Here is a 15078-nt window from a genome sequence, read left to right on the forward strand (position 1 = left end):
TTATAAACTAAACTTATAGCACTGCTGGGCGATTAACCACGTCCGCTTCACGATTAGGCCACTTTAACGAACCCAATATCATGCCGAATATCGCTGCAAAAAAACCAATAAAATGAGCCGGTAAACTGTCTTCAAGTTCAGGAACTAACCATTCAAGCGTTAGCCAAACAATTAAACCAAGCAAGATACCTAAAATGGCGCCGGCTACACTGGCTCGCTTCCAATAAAGCCCTGCAACCAAAGGCACGAAAGCAACCACCAAAGTAACCTTATATGCATTTTCAACCATTTTATGAATAGACGTCTCTTGCTCAAGCGCCCATAGGGTATAAATAGCAACCAATAAAGCAAAAGCTATCACAACACCTCGCGTCAATAACAACAAATAACGATCACTCAAACCCTTAATAAAATCTTTTAAAATGTTCTCAGATATAATCACAGAAGGTGCCAACATGGTTGCTGAAGCCGTTGACATAATGACTGAAAGCAACGCACCATAAAATATGACCTGAGCAAAAATCGGTAAATGCTCTTTAACTAAGTGAGGTAGAACCAATTGAGCATCAATCGACATGAAGGTAGCAACCAGTTCAGGGTTAATTAAATAGGCGGAATAACCCAAAAAGATCGGTACTGCGGCAAAAAACAGGTATATAACACCCCCACTTACTGTTCCCCAAACTGCAATATTTTCATTCTTAGCGGTATTTGCCCGTTGAAAAACATCCTGCTGGGCCAATGAACCTAACCCCATAGTCAAGAGCGCAGACATAAAAGCCAACATGGCTATCGCATTCAAATCGGGCCAGAAATTAAACTTCTCAGCCTGGGCTGCGTGTTCAATCACCGGCATAACACCACCGGTTCCGCCTTCCATCGTTGCAAGATACCAAGCAATAAACAACAAACCTAAAACAATTACAATCATTTGAACAAAGGTCGTCATTGCAACCGACCACATCCCGCCAAACAGTGTATAAATCAACACGACTGCTGTACCTAACAACACCCCGTTAAACACACTAATATAACCATCAGATAACACATTAAATACAATGCCTAATGCCATGATTTGTGCAGATACCCAGCCCAAATAGGAAATCGCAATCGCTACCGATGCAACGACTTCAACCCGACGGTCAAATCGAATTCGATAAAAATCGCCCAATGTTAATAAATTCATCCGGTAGAGTTTGCGCGCCAAAAACAATCCAAATAAAATTAAGCACAATGCAGCCCCAAAAGGATCTGCAATCAGCGCACCCAAATCACCTTCTAAAAACTCGGCGGGAATCCCCAAAACGGTTTCAGCACCAAACCAGGTGGCAAAAACCATTGCGGTTACAACCCAAATCGGTAAACTTCGACCCGCAGACACATAATCACCCAAGTTTTTTACCTTGGTCGCTGCATAAAGTCCAAGGGCAATGGAGGCCAACAGATATAAAAAAGTAAAACTTATTAACATAGTGCAATACCCTCTTAAAAAGGATAGATGAAAAAATTGAAATATAGCAAATAAAACGAAAAGCGAATAGTGATTTTTTGGATCATATAGAAACAAAAAACCCCGTTAAGAAAACTTAACGGGGTTAATATGTATGGTGGGTCGTGTGCGACTCGAACGCACGACCAATTGGTTAAAAGCCAACTGCTCTACCAACTGAGCTAACGACCCTCGTTGATATGCAGCGTATTATATAGAGTTTTCCCTGCTTGGCAAGCCTTTTTAAATGTTTTTTTACTATTTTTTTAAATGTAAATTTAAAAAAACTCAGACAGAATTTTAACTAATTGAAATAAATCACGTTTTAACGATAGCGAGTTGGATCATCTAGACCCGCATCAAAAAAACCTTGGCGACGTAATCGACATGAATCACACACGCCGCAGGCTCGACCTTGATCATCGGCTTGATAACAAGAGATTGTTTTTGAATAGTCAACCCCCAAATCCGTTCCCATTTTTATAATCTGTGCTTTAGTTAAGTTAATGAGTGGTGTCTCAATTTTCATCAACTGGCCTTCAACCGATGACTTGGTGGCCAGATTTGCAAGCGCCTCAAAGGCTGCGATATATTCAGGACGACAATCAGGATAGCCTGAATAATCAACGGCATTAACCCCAATAAAAATAGCCTGAGCCTTAATTACCTCTGCTAAACCTAAGGCATAAGATAAAAATATAGTATTACGTGCAGGCACATAAGTTACCGGAATCGTATCAGTCACACCATCCACCGGCACATCAATCGTCAAATCAGTCAAAGCAGACCCACCAATAGCCGCCATATTCATCTGCATAACACGATGTGTCACCGCGCCATAACTAATCGAAAGCTGCTTTGCTTCTTGTAACTCAACATGATGCCGTTGGCCATAGTCAAAACTAAGCGTATGACATTCGTAACCTAAAGACCTTGCATAGGCCAAGACTGTAACTGAGTCTAAACCACCTGAGAGCAAAACTACTGCTATTTTTTTTTCTTTCATTACGACAGACTTCTAATTAAAACGTTCTAATCGACGCTCTGCGGTCTTCGCTGAACGCGATTCAGGCAACAACTCAATTAACTTACGGTACATTTGCTCCGCTTCATTCAGTTTTTGCAAACCTACCAGACTATCTGCCGCTCTTAACATCGCATCCGAAAACTTGCTACTGGAAGGATGCGTTTCCATTAACTCATTAAATGTAGAATAGGCTTCCGAAAAAGACTGCTTAATCATATAAGCCTCTCCTAACCAATAAAGCGCATCACTGGTTAAACTACTAGAAGGGTAAGTTTCAAGAAAACCTGTAAATAACTCGATAGATTGATCAAACCTACTCTCTCGCAGCGCATTAAAGGCTGAATCATAAAGCGCTCTATCTTCAGCTAAACGCGGAGTTAAAATAACTTCATCAGGCTCATCCATTTGCTGATTCAATGACCTTGGTAAACCTTCCAACGAAGCCCTGTCTTCTTCAGCCAAAACCTTATTCGTTGAGTCATTCAAATTGGATAAACTCTGTGGCTCTGCCGATTTGTTACTATCAGTTTTTTTCTCCAGCGAAGTTAAGCGATGATCCGTGCTCGCTTCAAACTGCTTTAACAAAGTTTGCAAACTGGAGATTAAACGATCCTGTCGGTCTAATCTGTCATGTAGAGCCTGAATTTCTCTTTGCTGCTGATCGATACGCTGCGTATGTTGTAACAAGACAGGGTTATCAGCCATACGCTCAAGTCGATCAACACGTTGCTCCAACGTCTGCGCTTGTAAACTACCAGAAAAGGCTAAAGCCATTATCCCGACAGTTATTAATTTTCTATTGAAAGACTTCATACTCAAATTCACTATTGAAAGCGAAGTTCAACACGACGATTCTTGGACCAAGCCTGCTCATCATGCCCCATAACTGCAGGCTGCTCTTCACCAAAACTTATTAGCGTCATACGTTCCTTAGCAACACCATAAAGCATTAAAACCTCAGCAACTGCTTGAGATCTGCGCTCACCCAATGCTAGGTTATATGAAGGAGAGCCACGTTCATCAGTATGACCTTCAAGGTTGACTACAACACGAGGATTTTTCAACATCTGGTCGGCGTAATAACGCAAAGTTTGCATTGAAGACTCATCTATCGATGATTGGTCATAACCAAAGTAAACAATCGGAAAAAAGTTACCCATCATTTCATCATCTAACAAGCCGCCTACTAAGCCTTCACCATCAATTTGTTCACCACCAAGACCTCGTCCTTGATCAACTCCCATGAATTCTACATCTGATCTACGTGAAGGATGATCAAAAAGTCCTCCCCCCGCTCTACGATCTTCTAGCTGACCCTGTGCCTCATCAATGACTACTTCCGGTGTACTACTACAACCAGCAATAAACCCAACCGCAGCCAAAACCACCAAAGCTTTTCTTAAAAACATCCTACCAATCCTTAATTATATAAAAACAAAATTCAATTATTGCGATATACGTGGACCCCAAGCCGGTTCCCTAACCTGCCCATCGGCTACCCGCAACACCTGTGACGACCGCCCCCTGACAGAAACGATCGCCAACTGCCCCTTTCCATCTCTGTTCATAGCATACACCAGCATATCACTGTTGGGTGCAAAGCTTGGTGACTCACTCAAAAAAGTATTAGTCAGTACTATAAAATCACCATTATACAGGTCTTGTAAACCGATATTAAATCCATTGCTAGCGTGAACCATCGCTAGATAACGACCATTCGGAGATACGACAGGATTAGCATTATATCTACCTTCAAAACTTACTCTGTCTTCTTGTCCTGAATTTAGATCCATCTTAAAAATTTGCGGTTGACCGCGTCGGTCTGAATTGTAATATAACGCCTGTCCATCAGGTGCCCAACTTGGTTCTGTTTCTATGGCCCAATGACGAGTTACTTTTCGAAGTACACGGGTTCTCATATCCATGATGAATATATCTGCGTTACCATCTTTTGATAAGGTTAAAGCTAAGGAGTTTCCATCCGGTGACCAAGCCGGGGCACTGTTGATCCCTGGAAAATCAGCAACGATTTCTCGTTTCGATCCATCTAAATGCTGAACCACTACATTGGAACGTCCTGTTTCAAACGAAACATAAGCTAGTTTAGTACCATCAGGTGACCAAGCAGGAGACATAATTGGCATTCTTGATCGTAATATCGGTCTAGGATTATGTCCATCAGAATCCGAAACTTCTAGCGTATAATGCCGCTGGTCTCCTTGATTACGAACAGTCACATAAGCTAACCGTGTGTTAAAAGCGCCCGGAATACCTGTCAACTCAAAAAAGATATCATCCGACATCTGATGTGCTACTTGTCGCAATTGAGCTCTAGGAATGCTTCGCCAGCGCTTACCTAAAACCTGTTGCCGACGAAGAATATCAACAACCCTGACCTCAACGTCAAATAAACCATCAGGCCTACTTACGATTGATCCCATAATAACGTGGTCTATATCTAACCCCTGCCAGTTTTCGAAAACAAGATTCTCCAGGTTACTGGGTCTTGAGGGCAACTGGTTTTCAGGCAACGGAGCAAACCGACCACTCCGTCTGAGATTATATTGAACAATTTCAGCGATATCTTCCGGAGCCCTCATAGAACCCTGCTGCTGAAATGGAACTACTGCAATAGGTAAAGCGTTTTCAACACCATCGGTTATCTCAATAACCAAACTTGCTTGAATAGGGATAGAAAACAGTGACATACTTGCGACTAACAAAACCGCAAATTTAGACTTAACTTTATCGAACACCTTCATAAACACCTTCTAAATTATGGTTTAAATACAAATCGTATGTTGCGTTCAAATAACTCATCTACTGCCGGCCTTGGCAAAGGTGAAGCTCTGTAAACTGCACGCTCTGCAGCTTGTCTAAATTGCGCTGTGGCCTGGGCATTACAGTTTTCAGTGCGTACACTAACCACCCTTCCATCACGCTCTTGTACAATCGCCAATTCGCATTGCGCTTGATCAGATATATCTGCTGGAGTTCGCCAATTTTCCCTAACCTTTGCTGAAATAGCCGAGATATAGGAGTCGCGTAAACTCAGCAACTCACGCTGCCTCGCAACTTCACGCTGACGAGCTTCTTCTTCGGCAACCAAACGAAGCCGCTCTGCTTCCGCCTGTTGTTGCTCTCGCTGTAACCTTGCAGCAAGCGCTTCAGCCTGCATGCGCTGACTCTCTGCCTCTTGGCGCTTGATTTCTTCTTGAAGTTGCTTTTGACGCTCTGCTTCACGTTGTGCCTGCAACTGAGCTTCACGCTGCAGTGCTTCAAGTTCTCGTAATCTTCTTTCCTCGGCTTGTCGCTGACGCTCTGCTTCTTGAGTGATTCTTGCTGCTTGCTGTTCAGCTAATTGGCGACGTTTTTCGGCCTCTTCAGCAACTCTGGATACACTTCTTTCCGCTTCTTGCCGGCGTCGTTCTGCTTCCTGTGCTAATCGGCTAGCTTCTTCAGCGCGCCGCTGTTCCTCGGCAGCACGCTGACGCTCTGCCTCCATTCGTTGACGTTCAATATCCGCTTGGCGACGCGCTTGCTCTGCTCGTCGCGTTTGCTCTTCCTGCTCACGCCGGGTTTGAGCTAAACGTGCTTCACTGGCTTGAGCCTGCTCAATAAGACGCTGTTGCTCTATACGCTTGGCCTCTTCTTCAGCTTTAATTCTGTCGATTTGCTGCTGTACTAATGTACGATCGACCGCGAAAGTTTCCAAAGGTTGAGTAAGCCTAGCGGATTGATCATTGGTTTCATTCTGTAAGTTACTCACCTTCACTACATGAGTTTCAGATTTAAAAAACTCACTGGTCAGTAAAACGCCAAGTATTAAATGCAGGCTTAAAGCTAATAAAACGGCAATAGGATGGCGTCGAGTAAAAGCAACCATTAGACCCCCTCCGGCTCAGTGAGCAGCGAAACATTAGGTACACCGTTATTTTTTAGCACAACAAATAGATGCACAACTCGACCATAGGGTGCGTCTCGATCACCTTGAATATAAACAGGAAGTGCATCATTTAGTTGAGTGCGTGCTACAACTTCGGCAACTAATTCGGTAATTTCGACCTGTGTTAGAACTCGATCTGGAGCCTCACTGGTTTTATATTGACCATCACGCGTAACCGTAATAACAAAAGGTTTAATGGGTTGAGATGCTTCAGAAGATTCAATAATCTCTGGTGCCTGAGGTAACTGAACAGTTACCGCTTGTTGAACGATTGGAGCCGTGACCATAAAAATAATCAGCAGTACCAATGTTACGTCAATATAGGGCACAACATTAATTTCTGCCATTAAGCGTTTTTTATCACGGGCGGTTCGAAATCCTGCTTGCATCACTTACACCTAGCTTAAAAGGTTATGATTTGTTCGCCAGATGTGCCTGACGCTGTAATATACTCAAAAACTCATCTGCAAAACCTTCGTAATTGCTTAAAACCTTATCTGTTTTATTGGTTAAGCTGTTGTAGAAGATCACGGCAGGAATGGCTGCAAACAACCCAATGCCGGTTGCTAACAACGCCTCTGCAATCCCAGGTGCAACCGCTGACAGTGTTGCACTGGTATTTTCACTCAAACCTTGAAACGCGTGCATCACCCCTATTACAGTTCCAAACAAACCGATGTAAGGAGCAGATGATCCTACCGTTGCTAAATAGGGAAGGCGATTCTCCAAACGCTCTGATTCTTTGCTAAAAACCACCTTCATTGCTCGATGTGAAGCAGACACTAGATCATTGGCTTCTTGAACACCTTGGTTCTTTAGTCGGACAAACTCTTGAAAACCCGCTTCAAAAATAGCTTTTAATCCTTGATTATCGCCTGATTCATTCATCGACAGATCTTTATAAAGACGCGATAAGTCCTCTGACTCCCAAAATTCCTCTAAGAATAAGTCAGCCTGTCGCTTCGCCTGGCGAATCTGATAGCTTTTTGCTAACGCAACCGCCCAAGCTGAAACTGACATAAAAACTAATATAGCCATAACTGCCTGAACCAAAGGGCTTGCCATTAAAACTAAATCTAGCATCGAATGATCGTACATGCCTTATTCCTTTTCACAAAATTCTATTCCGAGATGATGGTATGCGTGTTTTGTTGCCACACGACCACGCGGTGTTCTAATTAAAAACCCTTGCTGAACCAAGAAGGGTTCTAGAACATCTTCTATCGTTCCACGTTCCTCACCCACTGCAGCGGCCATGCTGTCTATTCCAACAGGGCCTCCATCATAGTGACTGATCATGACAGATAAAAGTCTTCTATCCATTTTGTCCAGCCCTAAAGGATCAACGTCAAGCAAATTTAATGCCGCCATCGCAATCTGTTGATCTATAATTCCACGCCCTTCAACTTGAGCATAATCTCTAACTCTTCTGAGTAATCGATTAGCAATACGTGGCGTCCCGCGCGAACGTTTAGCAACCTCGCGCGCGCCCAATTCATCGGTTGAAATCCCCAATATATTGGCAGAACGGGTAACAATTTTTGTCAACTCTTCAATCGTGTAAAACTCAAGTCGTTGTACTATACCAAAACGATCACGTAATGGCGATGTTAGCAACCCAGCTCTCGTTGTTGCCCCAACCAAAGTAAAGGGAGGAACATCAATTTTAACACTGTGCGCTGCGGGTCCGTCGCCAATAACGATGTCAATTTGAAAATCCTCCATTGCAGGATAAAGAATCTCCTCTACAATCGGGCTAAGACGGTGAATTTCATCAACAAATAAGACATCATTCGGCTCTAAGCGGGTGAGAATGGCGGCGAGGTCACCCGGCTTATCCAATACCGGTCCGGATGTCTGCCGCAAGGTCGCGCCCATTTCTTGCGCCACAATATTCGCCAGCGTAGTTTTGCCCAGGCCTGGTGGCCCATAAAGCAATACATGATCCAAATGTTCCCGACGCATTTTTGCCGCATCAATAAACATACTTAATTGTTCACGCACGGCAACCTGGCCGATATAGTCCTGCATAAATTGCGGACGAATTTTCGGCAAGGCGTACAGATCATCATCCTGCTCTTGATTGCCGATAATACGATCGGTTTCAATCATATTCTGACCTGCTGCAAGGCGGCTTTAATAACCTGTTCAAGTGTTAAACCTTCCTGATAAACGGATTTGACTAAAGACTCTGCCTGCACATCCTTATACCCTAAGGACACTAAAGCCGCTTGCGCTGACAAAAGAATAGAATTAGATACCAGGCCTGGTTGTGGAAGTTTTGTGGATTTATCACTCGGACTGATAGAATGCCAACCTTTCAGTTTATCGCGCATTTCAATTAACAAACGCTCTGCAGTTTTTTTGCCAACACCCGGTATTTTAGTCAAGGCCGCTAAATCTGCGTTATGCACGTGTGAGCAAAACTCATCAACACTGTGGGTTGAAAGAATCGCTAAAGCCATTTTTGCGCCAATGCCACTGACTTTAATCAGCTCACGAAACAAAGCGCGTTCAGACTCCGTAGCAAAACCAAACAACAGCATCGCATCCTCACGCACATGCATATGGGTCAAAATTTTTGCTTGCGTGCCCACATCGGTCAAGGCATAAAAACTCGACATAGGTGCTTCAACCTCATACCCTACCCCCTGAACATCCAACACAATTAAAGGGGGTTGCTTGAAGGCAATTGTTCCATGTAAAAAACCTATCATGCTAAAGCCCTGCTCCTTAACTAACTAAAACGTGTACCCTTGGATAAGGCTTCTGGATCAATGCCCAGTGATAAATAACGATCATGACACAATGCACAAGCCAGCGCATCCGCGGCGTCTTCTTGTGGATTTTCTGATAAACGCAACAGCTGCTTAATCATAAAATTAACCGCGTCTTTACTGGCATGACCCTGGCCGACAATCGTGCTTTTGACCTGTGTCGGCGTGTATTCCATAATCGGTAAATCTTTTAAAGAAGCCGCACACAAAATGACACCCCGAGCCTGTCCTAGCTTAATCGCTGAACTTGGATTCTTGTGCACAAATACCTTTTCAATCGCCATCAAAGAGGGTTGATACTGATCAATTAACTGACCAATCGAATTAAAAATGGTTTTAAGTCGCTCAGCCGGTGTTAACTTTTCAACCCGAATCACCCCACTGACCAAATAAACCGGATGATAGCGACCGGACTCAATAATCCCAAAGCCGGTTTTTCTTGATCCAGGATCAATGCCCAAAATCCGCTGCGTAAGTTTCAAACCTAATCCGCTGCCATCAATTGCGCCATAACGTCTTCGCTGATATCCAAGTTAGTATGTACCTTTTGTACATCATCCAAGTCCTCAAGCATATCAATCAGCGCCATGACTTTTTGCGCATCGTCGAAATCTAGCGACACCTTAATATCTGCTTCCATATTCAAGTCGGCTTCCGCCGCGGTGAAGCCAGCTGCGCTAAGACCGTCCAGCACGCGATGCAGATCTTCAGGCGGTGTAACCACATCGATACTACCATCATCACTCACCTGGACATCATCTGCACCGGCTTCAATCGCCGCTTCCATTAACGCATCTTCATCCAGGCCTGGTTCAAAACTAATCAAACCTTGCTTGTTGAACATATAGCCCACTGAACCATCCGTGCCTAGATTACCACCCTTCTTAGAAAAGGCATGGCGCACTTCACCGACAGTACGATTACGATTATCAGTTAAGCAATCCACCATAATCGCCACGCCAGCGGGCGCATAGCCTTCATAACGAATTTCCTCGTAATCTTCTCCCTCCTGATTTCCGGCACCGCGCGCAATCGCCTTATCAATCGTGTCGCGCTTCATGTTCTCACGCAAGGCTTTATCCACTGCAGCGCGTAAACGCGGATTATCTTCAGGGTATGGCCCACCGGCTTTAGCCGCAACCACTAACTCACGAATAAGTTTTGTAAAAATCTTGCCTTTTTTTGCATCTTGACGGGCTTTACGATGTTTAATGTTGGCCCATTTACTATGTCCTGCCATGCTTATCTCACTTTATTTCTAACGTTTTGCCACCAAACCCTGAGCACGTGAAAAATCCAACATACGTTGTAACGACACCAGCGCTTTAAGCCGAACCGCTTCATTAATTTCGATGGTTTGATCCTGTTTTTTCAAGCAATCGGCCACCTTATGTAAGCCATTCATTGCCATCCAAGGACAATGCGCACAACTGATACACTGCGTTGTTTTTGAATCGGTGGGCGCAACAATCAGTTGCTTATTGGGTGCTAGCTGACGCATCTTGTAAAAAATACCATGATCCGTGGCCACAATAAATTGCGTATCCGGCATGGTTTGCACTGCATTAATCAACACCTTGGTTGAACCCACCACATCGGCCAGCGCGACCACCGCCTCTGCGGATTCTGGGTGAACCAATACCTTCGCATTCGGATGTTGTTGTTTAAGTTGCTCAAGCTCGAAAGCCTTAAACTCGTCATGCACGATACAGTGCCCCATCCAGCGCAACATTTCAATGCCGGTTTCTTTTTCAATCCACGCGCCCAAATGTTGATCCGGTGCCCAGATGATTTTCTCACCCTGCGCCTTAAGATGGCTCACTATCTGCAATGCATTACCTGAAGTCACCACCCAATCCGCAATCGCTTTAACCTCCGCACTGGTATTGGCATAGACCACCACCTTATGCTCGGGATGCGCTGCACAAAATCGCGCAAAATCTTCGGCCGGACAACCCACATCTAAAGAACAAGTGGCATTTAAATCCGGCATCAACACGGTTTTTTCAGGGCTTAGCATTTTCGCCGTTTCACCCATAAATCTGACACCGCAAACCACCAAAATATCGGCATCGGACTGAGCACCGAAATTCGCCATTTCTAACGAATCGGCCACCATACCGCCGGTTTCTTCCGCGAGCGCCTGCAACTCAGCATCAACATAATAATGCGCAACTATTTGCGCATTATGCTGTTTTAACAACTGCTTAATTTCAGCCACCAACGCCGTTTTATCTTGTGCCGAAACCAAGGGTGCAGGTTGCGCCGTCGCGGCCAGTTGATTAATCTTTTCAGCCAGCTGCAAGGGTATTTGGGTTGAAGCGGTCATCGAATCAATGGCTCGCTTCGGCGACTTTTTTATTCAAACGAATATTAAGTTCACGCAACTGCGCCATTTCCACCAGGCCTGGTGCCTCGGTTAATAAGCAGGCCGCTGACTGTGTTTTCGGGAAAGCAATCACATCACGAATCGATTCACGGTCGGCCATCAGCATAATCAAACGATCTAAACCAAACGCCATACCCGCATGCGGAGGGCAACCGTATTTCAGCGCATTTAATAAGAAACCAAACTTCTCCGCCGCATCTTCGTCGCTAATACCTAACAATTTAAACACGGCCGCCTGCATATTTGTATCGTGGATACGCACTGAACCACCGCCGACTTCAATACCGTTAATCACCAAGTCATAGGCACGCGCTAACATTTGCCCTGGGTTCTTCGAGGCTAAAATTTCTTCGGTGGTTGCTTTAGGCTGAGTAAATGGATGATGCATCGCCGCAACGCGCGCGGTTTTTTCATCTTCCTCAAACATCGGGAAATCGACTACCCATACTGGCTTCCATTTATCGGTGAACATTTGACGATCTTCACCGATCTTAACTCGCAATGCGCCTAGCGCTTCGTTGACGATTTTGGCTTTATCCGCACCAAAGAACACAATATCACCATCTTTAGCGCCAACACGCTCAAGAATCTGCATGACTTGATCCGGGAAGAATTTCACAATCGGCGACTGTAAGCCATCAATACCGGCGGCAATATCATTTACCTTGATATAGGCCAAACCTTTGGCTCCGTAAATACCAACAAACTTGGTGTAATCGTCGATTTCTTTACGCGACATTTCGCCCGCACCTGGCACACATAAGGCCGCCACACGGCCTTTTGGATCTTTTGCCGGTCCGGCAAATACTTTAAACTCGATGTCTTGCAATAAATCAGCGACATCAACCAACTCTAGCGGAATACGTAAGTCTGGACGATCAATGCCATACTTTTGAATCGCATCGGCATAGGTCATTTGCGGGAAATCATAATCAAACTCGACCCCAATGCCTTCTTTAAATATCGTCTTGGTCAAACCTTCCATCAACCCCATCACCCCATTTTCATCCATAAACGAGGTCTCGATATCTAACTGGGTGAATTCAGGTTGACGATCCGCGCGTAAATCCTCATCACGGAAACAACGGGTAATTTGATAATAACGATCAAAGCCAGACATCATTAACAACTGCTTAAACAATTGCGGCGATTGTGGTAGCGCAAAAAACTTATGTTCATGGGTACGGCTAGGTACCAGATAATCACGCGCACCTTCAGGCGTTGACTTGGTGAGAATAGGAGTCTCCATATCAATAAAGCCGTTATTATCCAAGTAATTACGCATTGAACGAGTTACCGCATAACGCAGCTTGAGGGTTTTTTGCATTTCCTCACGACGCAAGTCAATATAACGGTACTTTAAACGCACTTCCTCACTGATATGCTTGTCATCCAACTGGAAAGGAATCGGCTCTGCCATGCTGAGCACATCCAGCTCTTTCGCCAACATTTCAATTTGACCTGAGGTTAAATTGGCATTCGCCGTGCCTTCCGGACGGGCACGAACAATACCGCTGATACGCAACACACATTCAGAACGCAAATGCTCAGCCTTAGCAAAAATTTCTGCCGTATCCGGATCCACAACCACCTGCACCAAACCTTCGCGGTCACGTAAGTCTATAAAAATAACGCCACCATGGTCACGACGACGATGAACCCAACCCGCAACGCTAACGGTTTGACCAATGAGTGCTTCTGTTACCTGACCACAATAATGTGTACGCATCTTTTTTCCTTCTAATCCAATTATTTAACAATTAAAACATTTAAAAAAATTAATCTTACTTCAATTCGACTTCTGTTTCATTTGGCTTAGGCAGCCAAGGCGGAACCACAACCCCACCGGAAATCACCATCTTAAGTGCATCATCGACGCTCATCTCTAACTCGACCACCTCTTGAACCGGTGCCATAATAAAAAAACCTGAAGTGGGGTTAGGCGTTGTTGGTATAAATAAATTAATCACCTGATCAACACCTGTTTTTGCTTGCGCTTCACCTCGGCTTTTACTCGTTTGAAAAGCCAAAGTCCATAAACCATGACGCGGGTATTGCACCAAATAAACCTTTTGAAAGGTCTGCTCATCGGTACCCACGACCGCTTCAACAATTTGTTTTACCGCTGTATAAATTGAGCGTACCAGCGGGATTTTAGACAAAAACCTTTCCCACCAGTGCAACAGCTTATTGCCGAGAATATTAGCAACCAGCATCCCAGTGAATAAAACGATAACCAAAGAAACTAAAATCCCAAAACCGGGTATATCAAATCCCAAAAGAACCTGTGGGTGATACTGCATGGGTACCAAATGAAGACTACGATCAAATAAACCTACTAAAAAAACAATCGCTTCAAACGTCACCCATAAAGGCAACAAGACCAATAAGCCAGCGATAAAATAACGTTTTAATAGGATCATCATTTCCCCTTTTGAAATTAGTTCGTTATTATACCGAAATCTATTGGAATTACCTTAGCAATACTGAATCCAATAAGATAGAATTCATAACCGAAAAAATGAAAACAACAAGCCGCCCAGCTGCCCACTTCTAATATAACAAAAGCAAATTAACTCAAAACCCATGTCCATCAAGATTCTACCCCCAAAAACCATTTTAATTACAGGCTGCTCAAGTGGCATTGGTTATCATGCGGCCCATGCCCTTAAAAATCTTGGCTACAAAATAATCGCAAGTTGCCGAAAACATGAAGATGTCACTCGTTTACAACAAGAGGGCTTAATTTGCATTCAATGCGACCTAGCCAATGAAGACTCTGTTAACCAGGCCTGGAAAGAAGCACTCGAAATAACACAAGGTTCAATTGATGCACTTTTTAACAACGGCGCATTTGGTTTACCTGGTGCCATAGAGGATCTCAGTAGACAGGCGCTCGAACACCAGTTTGCGACCAATGTGTTTGGTACTCAACAACTCACCAACCTCGTTATTAAACAGATGCGAAAACAAGGCCATGGCCGTATTATCTACAACAGCTCCGTTCTGGGCTTTGCTGCTATGGCTTACCGCGGTGCTTACAACTCCAGCAAGTTCGCGATTGAAGGCCTTGCTGACACCTTAAGAATAGAACTTGCTCAAGACCCTATTCAAATCAGCCTGATTGAACCCGGCCCGATTTTATCCTGCTTTCGAGAAAACGCTCATCAAGAATATCTTAAATGGGTACAGGCTGATCAATCTGCTCATCGAGCTAACTATAAATCAATGGAAACTCGCTTAACAAAAAAAGGAGCTTCCGCACCTTTCACACTCGGCCCCGAGGCAGTAACTAAAGCACTGATTCATGCGCTACAAGCAAAAAACGCCAAAGCCCGCTACCGCGTAACGACACCCACCCATCTTTTTGCAATTTTAAAACGACTACTGCCAAGCAAAGCGCTAGATTGGGTACTAATGAAAGCCGGCGGTGATGGCCGCCGCTAAGAA

At 44.3% G+C, this 15078-nt stretch carries 16 protein-coding genes and 1 tRNA gene; 1 reads left to right on the top strand and 16 read right to left on the bottom strand.

The genetic code is table 11. From position 1 onward, the window contains the following. Window positions 1-13: 13 nt before the first annotated feature. The 16 genes from JX580_RS07110 to JX580_RS07185 all read right to left on the bottom strand — a co-directional run bounded on the left by JX580_RS07110 (window position 14) and on the right by JX580_RS07185 (window position 14054). Complete coding sequence (locus tag JX580_RS07110) at window positions 14-1471, bottom strand: sodium:solute symporter family protein (RefSeq protein ID WP_248849856.1); 1458 nt, start codon at window positions 1469-1471, stop codon at window positions 14-16. A gap of 134 nt (window positions 1472-1605) precedes the next feature. After that, window positions 1606-1681: transfer RNA gene (locus tag JX580_RS07115), tRNA-Lys, on the bottom strand. Window positions 1682-1814: 133 nt separating this feature from the next. Continuing rightward, the gene (queC, locus tag JX580_RS07120; RefSeq protein ID WP_248849857.1) at window positions 1815-2495 is read right to left on the bottom strand and encodes a 7-cyano-7-deazaguanine synthase QueC; all 681 of its coding nucleotides are present in this window, start codon (window positions 2493-2495) and stop codon (window positions 1815-1817) included. A 12-nt stretch (window positions 2496-2507) separates the two neighbouring features. Continuing rightward, window positions 2508-3290, bottom strand: coding sequence for a tol-pal system protein YbgF (gene ybgF, locus JX580_RS07125; protein ID WP_248849858.1), 783 nt, complete (start codon window positions 3288-3290; stop codon window positions 2508-2510). Between the two features lie 50 nt (window positions 3291-3340). Then, complete coding sequence (gene pal, locus JX580_RS07130; RefSeq protein ID WP_248849859.1) at window positions 3341-3925, bottom strand: peptidoglycan-associated lipoprotein Pal; 585 nt, start codon at window positions 3923-3925, stop codon at window positions 3341-3343. 36 nt (window positions 3926-3961) lie between these two features. After that, window positions 3962-5278: a Tol-Pal system beta propeller repeat protein TolB gene (gene tolB / locus JX580_RS07135; RefSeq protein ID WP_248849860.1), complete on the bottom strand. Its 1317-nt coding sequence runs from the start codon at window positions 5276-5278 to the stop codon at window positions 3962-3964. Window positions 5279-5292: 14 nt separating this feature from the next. Next, entirely contained in the window at window positions 5293-6402 is a 1110-nt protein-coding gene (gene tolA, locus JX580_RS07140) for a cell envelope integrity protein TolA (RefSeq protein WP_248849861.1), read from the bottom strand. Next, window positions 6402-6851 (bottom strand): ExbD/TolR family protein, encoded by a 450-nt coding sequence (locus JX580_RS07145; RefSeq protein ID WP_248849862.1) that lies wholly within the window; start codon window positions 6849-6851, stop codon window positions 6402-6404. The genes tolA and JX580_RS07145 overlap by 1 nt, the downstream gene beginning before the upstream one ends. A gap of 22 nt (window positions 6852-6873) precedes the next feature. Further along, on the bottom strand, window positions 6874-7560 hold the full coding sequence (tolQ, locus tag JX580_RS07150) for a protein TolQ (protein WP_248849863.1): 687 nt from the start codon (window positions 7558-7560) through the stop codon (window positions 6874-6876). Between the two features lie 3 nt (window positions 7561-7563). Further along, the gene (ruvB, locus tag JX580_RS07155) at window positions 7564-8574 is read right to left on the bottom strand and encodes a Holliday junction branch migration DNA helicase RuvB (RefSeq protein ID WP_248849864.1); all 1011 of its coding nucleotides are present in this window, start codon (window positions 8572-8574) and stop codon (window positions 7564-7566) included. Then, window positions 8571-9179 carry a Holliday junction branch migration protein RuvA gene (ruvA, locus tag JX580_RS07160; RefSeq protein WP_248849865.1) on the bottom strand — a complete coding sequence of 203 codons (609 nt, stop codon included), beginning with the start codon at window positions 9177-9179 and terminating at the stop codon, window positions 8571-8573. The genes ruvB and ruvA overlap by 4 nt, the downstream gene beginning before the upstream one ends. 20 nt (window positions 9180-9199) lie before the next feature. Then, window positions 9200-9721, bottom strand: a complete 522-nt coding sequence (gene ruvC / locus JX580_RS07165; RefSeq protein WP_248849866.1) for a crossover junction endodeoxyribonuclease RuvC — start codon at window positions 9719-9721, stop codon at window positions 9200-9202. A 2-nt stretch (window positions 9722-9723) separates the two neighbouring features. Next, complete coding sequence (locus JX580_RS07170) at window positions 9724-10479, bottom strand: YebC/PmpR family DNA-binding transcriptional regulator (protein ID WP_248849867.1); 756 nt, start codon at window positions 10477-10479, stop codon at window positions 9724-9726. A gap of 18 nt (window positions 10480-10497) precedes the next feature. Next, window positions 10498-11568: a quinolinate synthase NadA gene (gene nadA, locus JX580_RS07175; RefSeq protein WP_248849868.1), complete on the bottom strand. Its 1071-nt coding sequence runs from the start codon at window positions 11566-11568 to the stop codon at window positions 10498-10500. 4 nt (window positions 11569-11572) lie between these two features. Next, window positions 11573-13357 (bottom strand): aspartate--tRNA ligase, encoded by a 1785-nt coding sequence (gene aspS / locus JX580_RS07180; RefSeq protein ID WP_248849869.1) that lies wholly within the window; start codon window positions 13355-13357, stop codon window positions 11573-11575. A 55-nt stretch (window positions 13358-13412) separates the two neighbouring features. Then, the gene (locus JX580_RS07185) at window positions 13413-14054 is read right to left on the bottom strand and encodes a DUF502 domain-containing protein (RefSeq protein WP_349251684.1); all 642 of its coding nucleotides are present in this window, start codon (window positions 14052-14054) and stop codon (window positions 13413-13415) included. 160 nt (window positions 14055-14214) lie between these two features. Here JX580_RS07185 and JX580_RS07190 point away from each other — a divergent pair, with 160 nt between their 5' ends. Next, window positions 14215-15075 carry an SDR family NAD(P)-dependent oxidoreductase gene (locus JX580_RS07190; protein ID WP_248849870.1) on the top strand — a complete coding sequence of 287 codons (861 nt, stop codon included), beginning with the start codon at window positions 14215-14217 and terminating at the stop codon, window positions 15073-15075. The last annotated feature ends 3 nt before the right edge of the window (window positions 15076-15078 follow it).

It is taken from the genome of Thiomicrospira microaerophila (assembly GCF_023278225.1).
Classification (GTDB): domain Bacteria; phylum Pseudomonadota; class Gammaproteobacteria; order Thiomicrospirales; family Thiomicrospiraceae; genus Thiomicrospira; species Thiomicrospira microaerophila_A.